General features: G+C 71.5%; 10 protein-coding genes. 2 read left to right on the top strand and 8 right to left on the bottom strand.

Features of this window, described 5'->3' with window-relative positions:
- Positions 1-52: 52 nt before the first annotated feature.
- From B0I29_RS20200 to B0I29_RS45800, 3 genes are all read right to left on the bottom strand, one after another.
- Positions 53-838 carry a maleylpyruvate isomerase family mycothiol-dependent enzyme gene (locus B0I29_RS20200; RefSeq protein WP_111650592.1) on the bottom strand — a complete coding sequence of 262 codons (786 nt, stop codon included), beginning with the start codon at positions 836-838 and terminating at the stop codon, positions 53-55.
- Between the two features lie 583 nt (positions 839-1,421).
- On the bottom strand, positions 1,422-2,048 hold the full coding sequence (locus B0I29_RS20195) for a hypothetical protein (RefSeq protein WP_111650591.1): 627 nt from the start codon (positions 2,046-2,048) through the stop codon (positions 1,422-1,424).
- Between the two features lie 324 nt (positions 2,049-2,372).
- Complete coding sequence (locus B0I29_RS45800) at positions 2,373-2,522, bottom strand: hypothetical protein (protein ID WP_181557891.1); 150 nt, start codon at positions 2,520-2,522, stop codon at positions 2,373-2,375.
- Between the two features lie 476 nt (positions 2,523-2,998).
- On the opposite strand from B0I29_RS45800, the gene B0I29_RS20185 reads away from it, so the two are divergent.
- Both B0I29_RS20185 and B0I29_RS20180 read left to right on the top strand, forming a co-directional pair.
- Complete coding sequence (locus tag B0I29_RS20185) at positions 2,999-6,505, top strand: TIR domain-containing protein (protein WP_111650589.1); 3,507 nt, start codon at positions 2,999-3,001, stop codon at positions 6,503-6,505.
- The gene (locus B0I29_RS20180) at positions 6,499-6,984 is read left to right on the top strand and encodes a hypothetical protein (RefSeq protein ID WP_245972639.1); all 486 of its coding nucleotides are present in this window, start codon (positions 6,499-6,501) and stop codon (positions 6,982-6,984) included. The genes B0I29_RS20185 and B0I29_RS20180 overlap by 7 nt, the downstream gene beginning before the upstream one ends.
- Here the strand turns inward: B0I29_RS20180 and B0I29_RS20175 are convergent.
- The 5 genes from B0I29_RS20175 to B0I29_RS20155 all read right to left on the bottom strand — a co-directional run bounded on the left by B0I29_RS20175 (position 6,921) and on the right by B0I29_RS20155 (position 16,916).
- Positions 6,921-9,875 carry an AfsR/SARP family transcriptional regulator gene (locus B0I29_RS20175; RefSeq protein ID WP_245972638.1) on the bottom strand — a complete coding sequence of 985 codons (2,955 nt, stop codon included), beginning with the start codon at positions 9,873-9,875 and terminating at the stop codon, positions 6,921-6,923. The two genes, B0I29_RS20180 and B0I29_RS20175, sit on opposite strands and share 64 nt — an antisense overlap.
- Positions 9,876-10,010: 135 nt before the next feature.
- Positions 10,011-12,890: an AfsR/SARP family transcriptional regulator gene (locus B0I29_RS20170; RefSeq protein ID WP_111650586.1), complete on the bottom strand. Its 2,880-nt coding sequence runs from the start codon at positions 12,888-12,890 to the stop codon at positions 10,011-10,013.
- 120 nt (positions 12,891-13,010) lie between these two features.
- Complete coding sequence (locus B0I29_RS20165; protein WP_220091376.1) at positions 13,011-13,592, bottom strand: class I SAM-dependent methyltransferase; 582 nt, start codon at positions 13,590-13,592, stop codon at positions 13,011-13,013.
- A gap of 2 nt (positions 13,593-13,594) precedes the next feature.
- Positions 13,595-13,900: a 2TM domain-containing protein gene (locus B0I29_RS20160; protein ID WP_111650585.1), complete on the bottom strand. Its 306-nt coding sequence runs from the start codon at positions 13,898-13,900 to the stop codon at positions 13,595-13,597.
- 100 nt (positions 13,901-14,000) lie between these two features.
- The gene (locus tag B0I29_RS20155; protein ID WP_245972637.1) at positions 14,001-16,916 is read right to left on the bottom strand and encodes an ATP-binding protein; all 2,916 of its coding nucleotides are present in this window, start codon (positions 16,914-16,916) and stop codon (positions 14,001-14,003) included.
- Between the last annotated feature and the right edge of the window lie 16 nt (positions 16,917-16,932).

Raw genomic sequence — 16,932 nt, 5'->3', positions numbered from 1 at the left:
ACGGACCCGGCCGCGGCGATCGCCGCGGCCGGGTCATCCGTTTCTGGTCGCCTCAGAAACCGGGGAAGGTTGCCCGCAGCTCGTCGAGGGTGACGTTGCCGGTGACGGTGAGGTCGTCGGGGGTGTACTCCGGGTTCAGGCGGCCGTAGAGCAGCCGCAACGCGGACTCCAGCGGCCCGTTGAACGTCGCCGTCGCGGTCAGCGTCTCGGTGGTGAGGCGGACCGAGTCGTCGACCACGATGCTGTACGGCGTGCCGCTGATCTCGATCACGGCGGGCTCGGTGACCGCCTTCGGCTTGCCGATGAAACCGAGCAGGAAGCCGAGGCCGCCGCTCAGGTGCTCGGCGAGAAGCTCGGTGGAGTCGTCGGCGAGAGCCGCGGACGGGTCGAGGCCGGCGCGGACGTCCCAGCTGTGCTGGGATACCTCGCTCAGCCGCAGGGCGGCGAACAGCGCGAACGGAACCGGGTCGGGCAGGAAGGTCCGCACGCGCAGCTCTTCATGACGCTCCTCGGGTACGGCTTCGAGGGCGGTGACCAGCTCCTTATCCGACGCGACCTCGCCGGTTGCCTGGTCCTGCGGGGCGAGGGCGTTCCAGCGGTCCCACACGCCCTGGTTGAAGTCCGGGCCTGGCGCCTCCGCCTCACCCACCGCCGCCCGGAAACCGGCCAGCGTGATCTCGGCGCCGCTGCCCAGGTGCGAGAGGACGTCGGCAACCGTCCAGGCGGAAGCCCCGGACGGCCCGGTCAGCTGGTCGGCGGAGAGCGCGGGAACGAGGCTCGCGAGGGTGTCGTGCTCACTGCGCAGGGCCGCGATGGTACGGCCGGCAAGGGTGCTCATGCCTCAAAGCCTAGACACTCCCAGGCGATGTGGGCCCGCGGTCCGCCCCACCCCAGCCCGCCAGCCACAAGGCACACGGGCCCCGGCTTGCGCTCGCGGTCGTGAGGAAGCCGGAAACACGACCACAAGCACAAACCGGCCCCGAGCTGGGACGGGGCATGCCCGGCCGGGCACGAGCTTGGACCGGCTGTACGCAGCGGTCACCACGCTGTGCAGCTGGCAGCCGTGAACGACAGCCGGCCGAAACTGGCTGTCGCTGGCGGTCGCCACGCCGTACAGCCGGCAGCCGTGAGCGACAGCCGGCAAATACCCAGACCGGGCCAGCTCGCGCTTGTGGTCGCGCAAGGGCCGGGAACACGACCACAAACACAAGCCGGACCCGACCGGCCAGCGCTTACGGTCGCGCAAGAGCCGAAAACACGACCACAAGCACAAGCCGGACCCGACCGGCCAGCGCTTACGGTCGCGCAAGAGCCGAAAACACGACCACAAGCACAAGCCGGACCCGACCGGCCAGCGCTTACGGTCGCGCAAGAGCCGGAAACACGACCACGAGCGCGAGCCGGGCACGGCCGGCTCGCGCTTACGGTCGCGCGAGGGCCGGGGACACGACTGTGAGCGCGGGCCGGGTTGGGCTGTTTCGGTAGTGGGTTGTTAACGGTTGCTTTGGTCGGGTGGGCGGGGCTGCCACTGGCCTGGCGGCTGCCAGGGCTGGGACTGCCACGGCGGAGGGTGACCTAGTGAGGGCGGCTGGGGCTGCCGCTGCTGGGGCTGCTGGGCTGCCGATGGGGCTCATCGTCGAGTCCTGGGTGGAGCGGCGGCGTTTCAGCTCGTCGGCCGCGGCTAGGGTGCCCAGGAAGATTTGGGCGTAGAGGAAGACCAGGATCGGTACGAGCCAGTCGAACGGGTCCTCGAAGCGCTGGGCCACCGGGGCGACCAGGCCGGCCAGGAAGACCGGTAGGGCTACGCCCAGGGGCCAGGTCGGCCAGGGCAGGCGGTCCAGGCCTCGCACCGTCACGATGATCAGGAGCGCGGACGGCAGCGCGGCTATCACTACGCCGGTTGCGAGGCTGCCGCTCAGTGTGGTTACCGCCACCGCCGCCGCGGTGGACAGGAGCCACAGGGTGACGCCGATGATGAACAGCGCTCTCGGCCAGCGGTGGCGCAGGCTCTCCAGTACGCGGTCGACGGCGTCCAGGAGAACATCCATCCGGTCATGGAAGCACTGTGGACGGCCTCGGCACCATCAGATTCGTCGATGACTACGGGTGATAGCGGCCTGACTTTTGACCGATTTGTCCGGTATGGGGATAGCCTCGGGGGGTTCCGTCCTTCCCGATCAAGGAGGTCTCCGGATGCGCCGATTCGTCGCCATCGCCGGGGTCGCCGTCATCACGTCGCTGTTGCCGCCATCTGTTGCTCGCGGCGACGTACCCGATCCTGTCGCCAGCAAGACGCCCGACGGCAATTCTGACGCCGACGTGCTCCGGATTCTCGATTCCCGAGGGAGGCCGGTCTCCGGTAGCCCCGGTGGCTACCGGCCGGTGCCGCCGACAAAAACACCAAGCCCGACAGCAACACCAAGCCCGACAAAAACACCAAGCCCCACAAGTACCACCAGCCCGACAAGCGCTCCCAGCACGAGCTCACCGAGCCCGAGCGCACCCACCACGAACACGCCCACCTGTCCGCCTACGCCGAGTGAGCACCCCAGCCCGACCTGGACAGAACCGGACCACAGCACACATGGCGATCACCATGGCGGCAGCCAGAGCCACGACAGCCACAACGATCACCACGACAACGACCACCACAACAGCGACAACCCGCACGGCGATCGGCACCACGGCAACCAGCCGCTGGTCATCGGGGATCCGGACACCGGGGTCGTGATCATCCACGGGAACGGGGATGTCGACGTTCACGGGCCGGGCGGTTCGCGCGTACCCAAGTGGGACGCTCCCGGCTGGTGAAAGATCGCGCCGCAAGGCGGCGCGGAAGATGGGGGCCGGGCATCCACGGGGGAGAATGCCCGGCCTTCGTAGATCAAACCATATCGTCCTATGTCCACGCCAGATGGGATCTGCCCGTTCGCTTTACCTGTGGGTCAGCGGCATGGAGAATCGGCCATCGCCGATCAAGACGACCACGGGGACAGTCATGCCGTTCGATGGGTTCATCTCCTATAGTCATGCCGCTGATGGGCGGCTGGCACCCGCCGTGCAGCGCGGTCTGCACCGGCTGGCGAAACCCTGGCATCAGCGGCGGGCGTTGTGGATCTTCCGGGATCAGACCGGGCTGGCGGTGACGCCGAAGCTGTGGACGTCCATTCAGGAGGCGCTGGACGGCTCGAAGCACTTCGTGCTGCTCGCTTCGCCCGAGGCGGCGAACTCGCAGTGGGTGAATCGGGAGATCGAGCATTGGCTGGCGACGAAGTCGCCGGACCGCATCCTGCCGGTGGTGACCGACGGTGAGTGGTGCTGGGATCCCGCCGCGAAGGATTTCACCGAGGAGTCCACGTCGGTTCCGGCGGCGCTGCGCGGTGTGTTCGCCGAGGAGCCGCTCTATCTGGACCTGCGGTGGGCTCGCGACGACCTGCACCTGAGCCTGCAGCACATCCGGTTCCGGGACGCGATCGCGCAGCTTGCCGCGCCGATGCACGGAGTGAGCAAGGACGAGCTGGAGGGTGAGGACGTCCGGCAGCACCGGCGGGCGCGGCGGCTGTCGGCAGTGGCGGTCGCGATGCTGGTGCTGCTGACCCTGGTCGCGTCGCTGACCGGTGTCTTCGCGGTGCGTAACGCCGATCGGGCCGAGACCGCCGCGGCGAACGCCCTGGTGCAGCAGCGGCTGGCGTCGGAGCAGCGCAGCACGGCCGAGCGGGCCACCGAGGAGTCGCAGCGGCAGCAGGAGAACGCCCGGGTGCAGGAGGGGCGGGCGCTGGAGGCCGGCTCCGAGACCCGGCGGCAGGAGCAGCTGGCCGAGCAGAAGCAGGCACTCGCCGAGACCGCCACGGCCGAGGCGAAGCGGCAGCAGGTCCTGGCGGAGAACGCGGCGGCCCAGGTGAAGCGGGAACAGGCCCTCGCGCAGGACGCCGCCGCCGAGGCGAAGCGGGAACAGGCGAACGCCGCGCGGTACCGGGCCGACGCCGTGGCGGAGCAGGCGCACGCCGAGCGGTACAAGGCCGACGCGGCCCGTGAGCAGGCCGTCGCCGAGCAGCAGAAGGCCGAGGCCGAGGAGCAGAAGGAGCTGGCGCAGGACGCCACCGAGGAGGCCGAGCGTCAGAAGGCCAACGCGGAGCGGCAGAAGGCCGTCGCCGAGCAACAGATGGCGTACGCCCGGCAGCAGCAGGAACTCGCCGACCAGGCCACCGCCCGGGCCAAGGAGCAGGAGAAGCTCGCCGCATGGCACCGCGCGCAGGCGGAGAAGGCCGAGGTGGAGCGCAAGCGTCAGGAAGGGCTGGCCCGCCAGGCCGCCGAGGAGGCCCGCCGCCAGAGGGAGGCCGCCGAGCTGCAGCAACGCGTCGTGATCAACCAGCGGCTGATGGACCGGGCCCGGGCCATGATCGTGGACGACCCGAAGAAGGGCCTGATGCTCGGGGTGGCCGCGCAGCGTGTGCACGACACCGCGCTGACCCGCCAGCAGCTCAGCCACCTCGCGATGGCGACGGATTACGCGAGCTCGATCGCCGACGTGATCGACGTGGTGGCGGTCGGCGCCCGGGTGATCGCCACGACCGGCTCCGGCGGGACGGTGTCGCTGTGGAACACGGCGGACCCGGAGAAGCCGGTCCGGCTCACCCAGCTGACGGCCGGCGGGACCACCGACAAGACCCTCGCGGCCAGCCGGGACGGCAAGACCCTCGCCGTGTACGACGGAGGCCCGGAGGCGGTGCTGTGGAACGTCGCGGACCCGGCCCGGCCGGCACGGATCACCACGATCCCGGATGCCGCTGGGATCGTGACGGTGACGTTCAGCCCGGACGGCAGGACCGTCGCGACCAGCAACAGCGCCAAGAACACCGTTCTGTGGGACATCTCCGGCGCTGCGCCGGCAATCCTCTCGACGCTGACCGGCGCGTACCCTCTGGAATTCGGTCCGGACGGCAGGACCGCGGTGACCAGCGGCGCCACGGTCCTGGCCTGGAACCTGGCCGACCTGACCGCGCCGGTGAAGGGCGTCACGATCACGCCGGGCTGGGGTGACCCGGTGCCGGACGCGAAGATCACGTACCACCCGAAGCAGCCCGTGGTGGCCGTTCAGGGGCCGAGCGGTTACCTGTACCTCTGGGATCTGACCGACCCGGCCAAGCCACGGCAGGGCACGTCGCAGCTCACCTCGAAGGGTGACGCGCTGCTCAGCACGATGGAGTTCAGCCCGGACGGGACCATGGCGGCGATCGGGGACTCCGATGGGCGTACCGAAGTGTGGGGTTATGAGAACACCAACCAGTATCCGAGTCTGATGGCGCGGATCGCCACGCCGACCGCGCGCGGCGGGCCGGTACGGGCGATGGCCTTCAGCCCGGACGGACGGACGCTGACCACCGCCGGATACCGGCAGACCGGGACGGTCTGGTACAGCAACGGGCGGTACGACAAGAAGCCGATCGCCACGATGCCCGGCCCGTTCCCCGGCAGGGTCGTCGGGATCGCGTTCGGCGCGGACAACCGCTCGCTGCTCGCCGCCGGCCGCGACGGGATCGGCGTGTCCTGGGACCTGTCCGATCCGGCCAACCCGGTCCGGACGGACGGTCTGAAGCTGTACGCCGGCAAGATCGTTCAGACGGCGCAGAGCAAGGACGGCCGTACCCTGGCCGTCGCCGGCCTGGACAACGTGGTGACGCTGCTGGACATGTCCCGGCCGGCCGAGCCCGCCGTCCTGTCCACATTCAGCGACCCGGGGAAGGAGGTGTGGGCCATGATGTTCAGCCCGGACGGTCGCACCCTGGTCGTCGGCCATTCCAACGGCAAGACGTCGCTGTGGGATCTGACCGACCGCACGGCGCCGAACCGGCTCACCGAGCTCGCCCTGCGGGACATGCTGCAGTCCATCGCGTTCTCCCCCGACGGGCGGGTGATGGCCGTCGGTGAGGGCTACAACGTGTCGATGTGGGACATGACCGATCGGTCCGCACCGGGACGGCTCACGTCGATCCCGCTCGCCAACTACGGTGGGTACCACGCGAACACGCTCGAATTCAGCCCGGACGGCCGCACCATGGCGGCCGCCACCACGGAGAGCGGATCGGCCATGCTGTGGGACGTCGCCGACCCGGCGCAGCCTCGCAAGATCGCCACCCTGGCCGGGCACAGTGGGTACGCCTATTCGGCCACCTACAGCCCGGACGGACAGACCCTGGCCACCGCGGGCATGGACAACTCGATGGTCCTGTGGGACATCACCGATCCGGACAGCCCGGTGCGGTACACCACGTTCAAGACCCCCGACATGCAGAGCTTCCACATGGCACTCAGCCCGGACGGACGCACCCTGGCGGCCAGCAGCACGTACGCCTCCAGCAAGAACGTCACGCTCTGGGATGCCACGGTGCCGGCGGATCTCGCCGCCGACCCGGTACGGAACGCCTGCGCGGTCAGCGGCCGCGGGCTCGACGCCGGCGAATGGGCCCGGTACGTCCCCGAGCTGCCGTACCAGCCAACGTGCTGACCGCCCGCCGGTTCGGCGTGACCGGTCACCGGATGCTCCCACCGGGCATCGCCGAACGCGCGGTGGAGCACTGGCGGCGGGTGCTGCCGACCGGCGCCGGCCTGCTCGGGGTGTCCAGCCTTGCCGACGGCGCCGACCAGCTGTTCGCCGAGCACGTGCTGGCGGCCGGCGGGGTTCTCGAAGCGGTCCTGCCGTGCGCGGGCTACGCCGGTTCGCTGGCGTCGGACGGCAGCCGGGCCCGGCTGGACGCATTCGTCCGGGCCGCGGCTTCCGTCGTCACGTTGCCGTTCGATCGACCCGGCGACGAGGCTTATCTGGCTGCCGGGAAAGCCCTGGTGGACCGGTGTGACCACCTGTTCGCCGTGTGGGACGGATTGCCGGCGCGCGGGCTGGGCGGGACGGCCGATGTGGTCGCCTACGCCCGATCCCGCGGCCGGCCGGTCACCGTGCTGTGGGTCGACGGCGTCATCAGAAGCTGAGGCGGGGTCGGCACCCGCAAACCGGCGAAGATGCGCCCTGCCCGCCCGGTGTCCAGGCCGTCGTGGGCCCGCGCCTGTTCGTACCGATCGCCGATCTCCTCGGCCAGCGCCAGCGCCTGACCGTGCTGATCACCGGCCTCGGCCTCGTCCCCGGCCGCCCGCAGCACCTGGCCGAGGTCGTTGAGCGCCTCGGCCTCGCTGGCCCGGTCACCGATCCGGCGGAGCAGCACGAGCGCGCGACGCAGGTGGGTGGCGGCCTCGGTGAGGCGGCCCTGCCGCGCGTCGATCGCGGCCAGATCGGAGAGGACGTACGCCTCAGCGGTGCGATCCCCGGTACGCCGGACCGCGGCGAGACTCCGTTCGAGGTCCCCGGCGGCCTGATCGAGCGACGCCGGGCGATGCGGCAGCCGGGCCAGCAGCGACAGCACGTATGCCTCGCTGAACCGGTCGCCGAGGCCGGCGTACAGGTCCAATGCGGACTCGAACCGCTGCGCCGCCTCTTTCTCCTCGCCGAGCCGGGCGTCGACCAGCCCGAGCCGGACCAGCGCGTCGGCCTGGCCGGCGTGGTCGCCGAGGCTCTCGAACAGCGTCCAGGCCCGCCGGTAGTGGTCGGCGGCCTGCCGGTAATCGCCGAGCCGCCAGTCGACGCTGCCCAGGTTGCGCAGCACCAGAGCTTCGGCCGCCGGGTCGGCGAGGTCCGCGTACAGGGTCAGGGCCTGCCGGTAGGTCGCGACGGCCTCGGGCAGACGGCCCTGCCGCCGGTGCAGCCGGCCCAGGTGGGACAGTGCCCGGGCCTGCGCCTGCCGGTCGCCGGCCGAGCGGGCCGCCGAGACCGCGGACGCCGTGACGGCCACGGCCTCGGCGGCCGGTCCGCCCGCGTCGAGGTAACCGAACAGGGTGTCGGCCAGGGTGATGGTGTGCTGGTACCAGCCGTGTGCCGCGCCGTGCGCGCAGACCGCCGCGAGGTTGGGCCGTTCCGCCTCGATCCAAGCACGGGCATTATCGGACAGTGGTGAGGACAGCGGCGAGGACAGCGCCGCCTTCGCGCCGTCCAGATAATGGTCGAACAACCGGGTGAGTGCGGCCCGCCGGTCCGGTTCGGCGTCGTGTGCGGTGGCCAGTTCGGCGGCGTACGCCCGCAGCAGGTCGTGCATCCCGTACCGCCCGCCGCGCCCGGCCTGCACGAGGCTGGCCCGGGTCAGCACGCTCAGCAGCCGCCGGGTCTCCCCCACGGCCGTGCCGGTCAGCGCCGCCACCGCGTCGACGTGCGCGGTCTCCCCCGGGTGCAGCCCGAGCAGCCGGAACGCCCGGGCCGCGCCGTCCGGCAGGTTCTGGTACGACCAGGAGAACACCGCCCTGACCTCGGCACGCGGGTCACCGCCGGCGTCCAGCAGGTCGAGCCGGCCCTGGTGGTCACCGAGCTCGGCGACCAGCTCGGCCAGTGGCACGTCGGTGCGTTCGGCGGCCAGCTCGGCGGCGATCCGCAACGCCAGCGGCAGCCGGGCGCACGCCGCGGCGAGCTCGGCGGCGGCTGCCGGTTCCTGGTCGACCCGGGCGCCGATCAGCTTGCGCAGCAGCCCGATCGCGTCCGGCACCGGGAGCAGATCGAGGTTGACCCGCTCGGCGCCGTGCACCGCGACCATGCCGGGCAGCGAGTCCCGGCTGGTGATCAGAACCAGACATGACCCGGTGCCGGGCAGCAGTGGCCGGACCTGTTCCACCGAGGACGCGTTGTCCAGCAGCACGAGCATCCGCCGGCCGGTCAGCTCCGAGCGGTACCGTCCGGCACGTTCGTCGACGCCGGGTGGGATCTCCGGTCCGCGTACCCCTAAAGCCGTGAGAAATCCGGCGAGCGCGTCCGCGACCGCGACCGGTTGCTCCGCGTCGTAGCCGCGCAGGTTCACATAGAGCTGCCCGTCCGGGAACGCTTCCCGGACGCGGTGCGCCCACCGCACGGCCAGGGCTGATTTGCCGACGCCGGCGGTGCCGGACAACAACGCCACGGTCAGCGGTGGTTCATCGCCGCCTGCCGGCGCCAGCAAGCGGTCCAACGAGGCCAATTCGTGGGTACGCCCAGTGAAGGCGCGGACGTCGGCCGGGAGCTGAGTGGGAGGGTTCGCCTCCTTGGTGCTTTTCTGTGGTGTCGTCGCGACCAGGGTGGGATCGGCGGCGAGGATCCGCTCGTGCAACTGGCGCAGCGGCGCACCCGGGTCGCTGCCCAGTTCCTCGGCGAGACTGCGGCGGATCCGCCGGTACTGTTCGTCGGCGTCGGCCTGGCGCCCGCACCGGTACAGCGCGAGCATCGCCTGCCCGGCCACCCGCTCGTCGAGGGGATGCTCGGCGACCGCGGCGGACAACGCCGGCAGCAGCTCACCGTGCCGGCCCAGCCGCAGCAGCACGTCGTTGCCGTCCAGCTCGGCGGCGAACTTCTCGCTCAGCAGGGTGCGCCGGGTCGCGTCCATCCACGGCGTGTCCACGCCGGCGAACGGCTCACCGCGCCACAGACCCAGCGCCTGCTCGATCAGATCGGCGGCCGGCGCGTCCGACTCGGTCGAGCGCGCCAGAGTCATCAGCGCCCGGAACCGGTGCAGGTCCACCGTCTGCGGATCCACGGTGAGCAGGTAACCACCGGGCTCCCGCAGGATCCTGATGTCACTCCCGTCGGCGACGGCTCTGCGCAGCCTCGACAGATAGCTGTAGAGCGCACTCGCGGCCCGCTGCGGCGCGTGCTCACCCCAGACCCGGTCGATCAGCTGGTCCACCGAGACCGGACGGCCCGCCTCGATGAGCAGAATGCCGAGCACACACCGCTGCCGGGTGTGCCCCACATCAGTGGGCCGGCCGTCGATCCGAGCCTCCACCACACCGAGCACACCGAACTCCGCCGCCAACTGACCTCCGTACGCTCGTGACCCGACCTGCGGATTCAAGAAATCCACAAGGACCGTTACGAGTCTCCCATGCTTCGTACAAGGTCCTTCGATGAGCATTGGTCTCGTTGCAGGGGACAGGTCGCTCTCGCCCGGTTACGCAAGCGTTACGGGGGAATCGGGACGCCACAGTGCCATCGACGGTGATGAGCGACCTCCCCTGCGACAAGATCCGCCCTCGAGGCGCTCCTCGATTCTGGTGAAGCGGATGCGCAGGCTCTCCGGGCCGCCGTCCTGGAACTCGGCGAGGGCCGACCGGATGCGGTGGACGACCGTCCTCCCCCGCTCTGTCTCGCCCATGGTGATCAGCAGCTCGGCCAGCTCGCACAGCGTGTCGACCTTCTCCGGCAGGTGCTCCCGCGCGGCGTCGGCCGCCCGGTCCAGTTCGCGCACCGCGTCGTCCATCCGGCCCGATTCGGCGAGGTTCGCGGCGACCGCCCGGCGGGTCGCGCCCTCCAGGACGAGCATCCTCGGCTCGTCGAAGTGCCGGTGGATGCCGAGCGCCTCGTCCAGCGCCAGCGACGACTCCGCCAGCCGCCCGAGCCGGGTCAGCGAGCGGCCGTTGAACGTCAGTCCTTTCGCGACGGCCTGGCGGTCGCCGAGAGCGCGGTATCTCTCCAGCGCCCGCTCGCCGTGCGCGAGGGCTTCGTCGTGCCGGTCGAGTTCCTGGTGCACCCATTGCAGGTTGGTGTGCACCAGCGCCTGCTCCAGGCACATGTCGCGGCGCTCGAAGATGCGCTGCGCGGCGGTCAGCATCTCCAGCGCGTCGTCGTAGTTGCCCGTGTAACACCGCGCGCCCGCCAGGCTGCGCAGAGCGTGCCCCTCACCGGCCTCGTCGCCGTCGCGCCGCGCGGCGTCCAGCGCGGTGCGGGTGACCTCCTCCCAGTCGTGGAAATATCCGAACCCGTGCAGGTACTGCTGCATCGCGATGGCCAGCTGCCACGGCCGGATCCCGGATCGCGGATCGGCGGCGACCCGGACCGCCTCCTTGAGCACCGTCCGGCGGGCGTCGAACCAGGCGAACGCCTCGTCGTAACTCGCCGGCTCGTCCGCGACGACGCCCGGCATCGGCGGTGCCGGCTGCGGGTTCCGATACGGCGTCACCAGCACATGCGCGCGGTAACTGCTGTGCAGATAGAACTCCAGCAGGCGACAGAGCGCCGCGCTGCGTTCCGCCGCCGGCTCCGTCGTTTCAAAGAGCTCCTGAGCGTACGCACGAACGAGCACATGCGACGTGAACCGCCCGTCGTCGTGTTCGGTCACCAGCGCCGCCTCGACCAGTTCCGCCAGCTCCAGACGGGTCCGGGCGGCGTCCTGACCGGCCAGGCTCGCGCAGGCGGTGAGCCGCACCCCGGCGGGCAGGGCCACCGACAGGAACCGGAACAGCCGGGCCGCGCCGGTGCTGAGCTGCCGGTACGACCAGGCGAAGCTGGCACGGGGGTCGTGCTCGCCCGCGCCGGCCGACAGCGCCTCCAGCCGATGGGCGCCGTCGCGCAGCTCGGCGGCGACGATGTCCGGCGACAGGTGCCGGCGTACGGCGAGCCGGGCGCCGACGATCGCCAGGGCCAGCGGCAGCCGCCCGCACAGCTCGATCATCTCGTCGGCGGCGCCGCCGACCGGGCGGTTCGGCAGCGCGGCCAGCCGGCGGTCCAGCAGTTCCCGGGCCTCCGGAAGGCCGGGCAGGTCCACGTGCACCAGGTGGGCTCCGTCGAACGCCGCCAGGCCGAGCAGCGGGCGCCGGCTGGTGACCAGCACGGTGCTCTCCGGGGAGTTCGGGAGCAGTGGGCGTACCTGTGCCGGGTCGCGGGCGTTGTCCAGGAGCACCAGGATCCGCTTGGCCGCGGTGAGGCTGCGGTACATCCCCTTGCGCGCGTCCACCGAGTCCGGGACGTCGGCGGCGTGCACGCCGAGCGCGTACAGCAGGGACCGCAACGCCTCCCCCGCCGTCTCCGGTTCGTCCCGGTCGCCGTGCAGGTCGAGGTGGAGCCGGCCGTCCGGGAACGCGGCCGACACCTGATGGGCGAAGTGGACCGCGAGCGTCGACTTGCCGACGCCGCCCATGCCGTCCATCGCCACGACCAGCGGGCTGTGCCGGCGGCCGCCGACGAGGCCGGTGAGCATCGCGAGCTCGGCCGAGCGGCCGGTGAACAGCGCCAGGTCCGGCGGGAGCTGCGCGGGCTGCGGTGCCTCAGCCTGCGCAACTGCCGGCGCGGGGATCAGCACCCGCCGCTGGGCCTCCCGCAGCGCGGAGCCGGGGTCGATGCCCAGTTCGCCGGAGAGGCGCTCGCGGATCGTCCGATAGGCGTCCAGCGCCTCCGCCTGCTGCCCGGCAGCGGCAAGCGCGGTCACCAGGCCGGCGTGCACCGGCTCGTGCAGCGGGTCCATCGTCGCCGCCAGCCGCAGCGCGGACAGAACCTCGGACGGCTGCCCCCGTTTGACGGCGATCTCGGTGGCGGCGACGGTCGCGTCAAAGAACTGGCCGTCCAGACCGGCGAAGACGGCCGCTGCCCGGGCGCTGTCGGCGACGGCACCGCCGGCCGGGCCGCGGACCAGGCGCAGCGCGGCGGTGTAGTGGCCGAGCGCCTGCTCCCAGGCGCCGGCCCCGGCACACGCCTTCGCCTCGGCCAGCCGCCGGCGGAACACCAGCAGGTCGACCGTCGCCGACCCGGTCGTCAGGAGGTAACCGCTGCCGTGACGCAACAGGTACGACCCGGGATCCCGCGACCGGAGCCCGGGCTCGAACAGCCGCCGCAACGCACCGACGTACTTGTGGATGATGTTCACGGCACTCGTCGGCGGGTCCGCTTCCCAGATCAGCTCCGCCAGTTCGCCCATGCCCAGTGGCTGGTCGGCCGCGGCCAGCAGGAGCATGAGCAGGCATCGCTGCTGCCGCGGTCCGGCGTCCAGCTCCACGTCGCCACGCCAGAACCGCAGCGGGCCCAGAACCGTGAAACGCAGAGCTCCCGAGTCGCTCATGCTTTCCCCCTCGATCGACGTGCCGGAACACGTCAACCTTCGGCGAAGGCACTGAAGTATCACGGAGCAGCTGTGGACGCGTACTGAACCGGCACTTCACTGCTGACTTCAGTACGGACTTCAGTGCGGTGGGATCGGGCGGCGGCACACGTAGACGAGGGCCGGCGGCACGTTGGCCCAGACCGTCCGGCTGATCACCACCTCGTCGAACCGTGACCGCAGGGAACGCAGCAGCCGCCGGGCGGGCGGCGACCACCGGGCGTGGACGTACGCGAAGGTGGTGAACACGCCGTGCGGACCGAGCACATCGGCCACTCCGGACAGCATGTCGCCCTGTTGCTCCTCGCCGAAGGCCGCCCACGGCAGTCCGCTGACCACTACGTCGGTGTGCTGGATCCCGCGACCGGCCAGCACCGCGCCCAGCCCGGCCGCGTTCGCGGTGACCACGTCGACCGCCGGATAGCGGGTGGCGAGCTGCTCGGCGAAACGCGGATTGAGCTCCACGGCGAGGTGCCGGCCCCGGCCGGCGAGACGTTCCTGAATGGCCGCGGTGAACGGGCCGGTTCCCGGGCCGAGTTCGACGACCACCGGCGATCCCGTACGGGGAACCGTCGAGGTGACGACCTCGGCCAGGGCCGGGCTGCTGGGCGCCACCGCGGCGACCGTCATCGGATCACGGACGAATTCGAGAAGGAACGACACGCTCAGTTGCCTGCTCCGCCACGATTGATGCGATTGACCTCGCGCTCGATACGATCCTCGTCGAGGCTCGCCCCCGAATACACCGCCCAGATGTGGAAAACCAGGCCGATGCCCCAGCCGAGAATCGACCAGAGCGGCCAGAAGAACTGCTCCGATGTGTACGCGAACCAGACAACGACCTGGATGATGTTGGCCATCACGTAGATCAGGGCGTGGATCTGAAGACCGCGTTTGAGGTGCAGCTGCCGGATGGCACGCGCCCGGACCGGGTCGGTTTCGATATCGGAATTCTCACGGCGAGTGTACATTTTCTGCTCCTATTTTCATTTCGGGTCTTCATTTCGGAACCCCGAATATCGAAAGCGTAGAAGCGCGCTGTGAATGCCTTGTGGACGAATTCTTTACGCCTTACAGCGTGGCCAGGAGCTCCTCGGCGCGGCGGGTGAACAGGTGCGCGCCGCGCTCGGCGGAGAGCTCACGGGCCTGTTCGGCGACCCGTCGGACGTCCGCGACGGGTCGCCCGGAGGCCAGCATCACCCGGGCTCGCACCAGCAGCAGAAGGCCCTCCGGATAGCGCTGGCCGCAGGTCTCGAGGAACCAGTCGGCGCGGTCCAGCGCGGCAGCCGCCGCCGCCGTCATCCCGGCGGACAGCCACATCTCGGCCAGCAGGCCGTACCAGGTCGCCACGCCCGACCGCGGCGGGTCGAGCAGCGCCGCGGCGATGATGCCCTCCGCCTCGGCCGCGGCGCCGGCCGGGTCGTCACCGGTCACCGCCCGCGCCCAGCACCGGGCCAGCCGCTGATAACTGCCGAGGAACAGGAACGTGAGATCGGGGTCGGCGGCGATCCCCCGCGCCGCGGCGCGCATCGCCTGGGCCGGGTCGCCGGAGACCGCCGCGACCGTCACCGCGAACGCGGCCCAGACCGTGATGGCGTACGAGTCGTCGCCGGCGGCCGCCTCGATCGAGTCGAGCAGCGCGCACGCGCCGGCGAGGTCGCCGCTCAGCGCCGTCATCAGCGCCAGCATCACCGGTGAGAGCAGTTGCAGGTCGTGCCGGAGCGGGTCGTCCTCCCGGTTGGTGAGCTCGTCGACCACGGTCCGGTTGGACTGGCTGAGGTACCGGTACGCCTCGCCGATGTCCCCGACGTCCCACTGGTGGATCCCCCACGAGTGCAGGCCGTACGCGCGAACGACCGGGTCGGCCGACGCCTCGCCCTGTATGCGCAGCCGGCGGGCCAGGCGGCCGGCCCGGTCGAGCTGGATGCCCTGCGAGTGCGCGGCCCAGCGGGAGAAGAGGAAGTCGGCGGCCTCCCGCTCCCGGCCGAGTGCGCGGGCCACCTCCTCGGCGCGTTCCAGCAGGTCGAGCGCCGAGCCGACATAGCCCGAACGCATTCCGACGACGGCGGTGAGCTCCGACAACGCGGACAGCTCCAGCTCCGCGAGACCGGCCGCGCGCGCCACGTTCGCGGCCGAGTGCAGCTGCCATTCGGCGGCCTCGAACGCGGACTTGGTGGTGGCCCGGCGGCCCGCCCGGACCAGCGCCCCCGCGGTTCGCGCCGGTTCGGCGAGCGGGCCGGCCGCCCAGAGATGGTGGGCGAGCCGCTCGGCGACCGGTTCGCTCGCCCGTTCCGGCTGTTCCAGGGCGTCCGCGACCCGCAGGTGCAGCCGGGCCGCCCGCCGCGACGGCGTCGTGTCAGCGACCGACTCCCGGACCAGGTCGTGCGGGAAACGGGCGAAGAACGGGTTGTCCGGCACGGGTTCGAGCAGGCCGAGCGCCTCCATCGGCTCCAGCTGGTCGAGGCAGGTCTGCACGTCCAGCCCGGCGGCCCGGGCGAGCAGGGCAAGATCGACGTCCCGGCCGATCAGCGCGGCGACCTGGAGCAGCTCCCTGGTGCCGTCGCCGAGGCCGGCGACCCGATCCCGGACGACGTCGCGGACGGTGGACGGCACGGTCGCGATGTCGCCGCCGGCGGCGAGCAGCCGGGACAGTTCCTGAACGAAGTACGGGTTGCCGGCCGTGCGTTCGTGGATGCTGCGGACGGCGGCATCGCCCGGCGTCCGCCCGATCTCGCGGCGCACCAGCTCGGCCACCTCGGCCGGGCCGAGCGGACCCAGCCGGATGCGGCGGTGACCCGGCATCCGGCTCACCGCGGCCAGGATCCGGGCCAGCTCCGAGCCGGGCGCCGGCGCGCGGTCACGCAGTGCGCCGACGATCACCGTACGGCCCGGCAGCCTCGCCGTGAGGTGGCCGAACATCTGCAGCGAGGCCACGTCCGCCCATTGCATGTCGTCGATCATCAGCACCACCGGCACCTGGTCCGCGACCTGTGCGACGACGGCGACGGTCCGTTCGAAGAGCCGGAACTGGGCGCCGCTGTCCGGCAGGATCGGCGCGGCCAGGACGTCGCGGTGCGCCTCCACGAGCCGGCCCAGCTCGCTGTCGAGTCCCCGCTGCCGTGCTTCCGGCGGCAGGCTGTCCAGCAGCGCGCCCACCACCTGCACCCACGGCCACATCGACGGTGTCCCGTCGCCTTCGAGGCAGCGGCCCCAGACCACGAGCGCACCGCTTCGCGCGGCCTCGATGGCGGTCTCCTGCAGCACCCGGGTCTTGCCGGCGCCCGGTTCGCCCTCGACGACCACGACCGCCGTCGCGCCGGCGACGGCCGACTCCACGGCCTGCCGGAGCACGACGATCTCCTCGGCCCGGCCGACCAGGCCGTTCACCGTCGGCACGGCCAGGGTCCGCAGCCGTTCCCGCACGTCGGCGTTCCGTGGCGCGATCGAGGCCGCCAGCCGCAGCGCGTCGAGCACCCGTTCCGCCCGGCCGAGCGGAACGGCGAGGTCAGCGGCGGTCAGGCAGGCGCCGACGAACTCGGCGTTCAGTGCGTCCAGAGAAGGTCCTCGCCACAGGCTCAGCGCCTGGACGACGAGGTCGAGGGCCGCGACGCCCGAGGCCTGCTGGGCCTTGTCCAGAAGATCCCGGAACTCGAGCACGTCCAGCATCGCGGTGGTCGCGTCGAAAACGTACCCGTCTCCGCGCCGCCGCAGGTAGGAGCCGGATTCGCGTGCCGGGAGCTCGGGTTCGAGGAGGCGTCGCAGCGCGCCGACGTACTTCTGGATGATGTTCAGCGCGCTCGCCGGGGCGTCGTCGCCGGCCCAGATCAGGTCGGCCAGGTCAGTGGTGCTGATCGGACTGCCCGCGTGGGCCAGCAGGACGGTCAGGAGCAGGGCCTGCTGCGGTGGCCCGGCATCCAGCTCGACGCCGTCGCGCTGGATCCGCAACGGGCCGAGGACGTCCAGGCGTAACGATCCGCCGGCACCCACTCCCACCTCCAGCTGC

Source organism: Actinoplanes lutulentus (genome assembly GCF_003259845.1).
Lineage (GTDB): Bacteria > Actinomycetota > Actinomycetes > Mycobacteriales > Micromonosporaceae > Actinoplanes > Actinoplanes lutulentus.
This window is presented reverse-complemented; position numbering and strand designations above follow the sequence as displayed.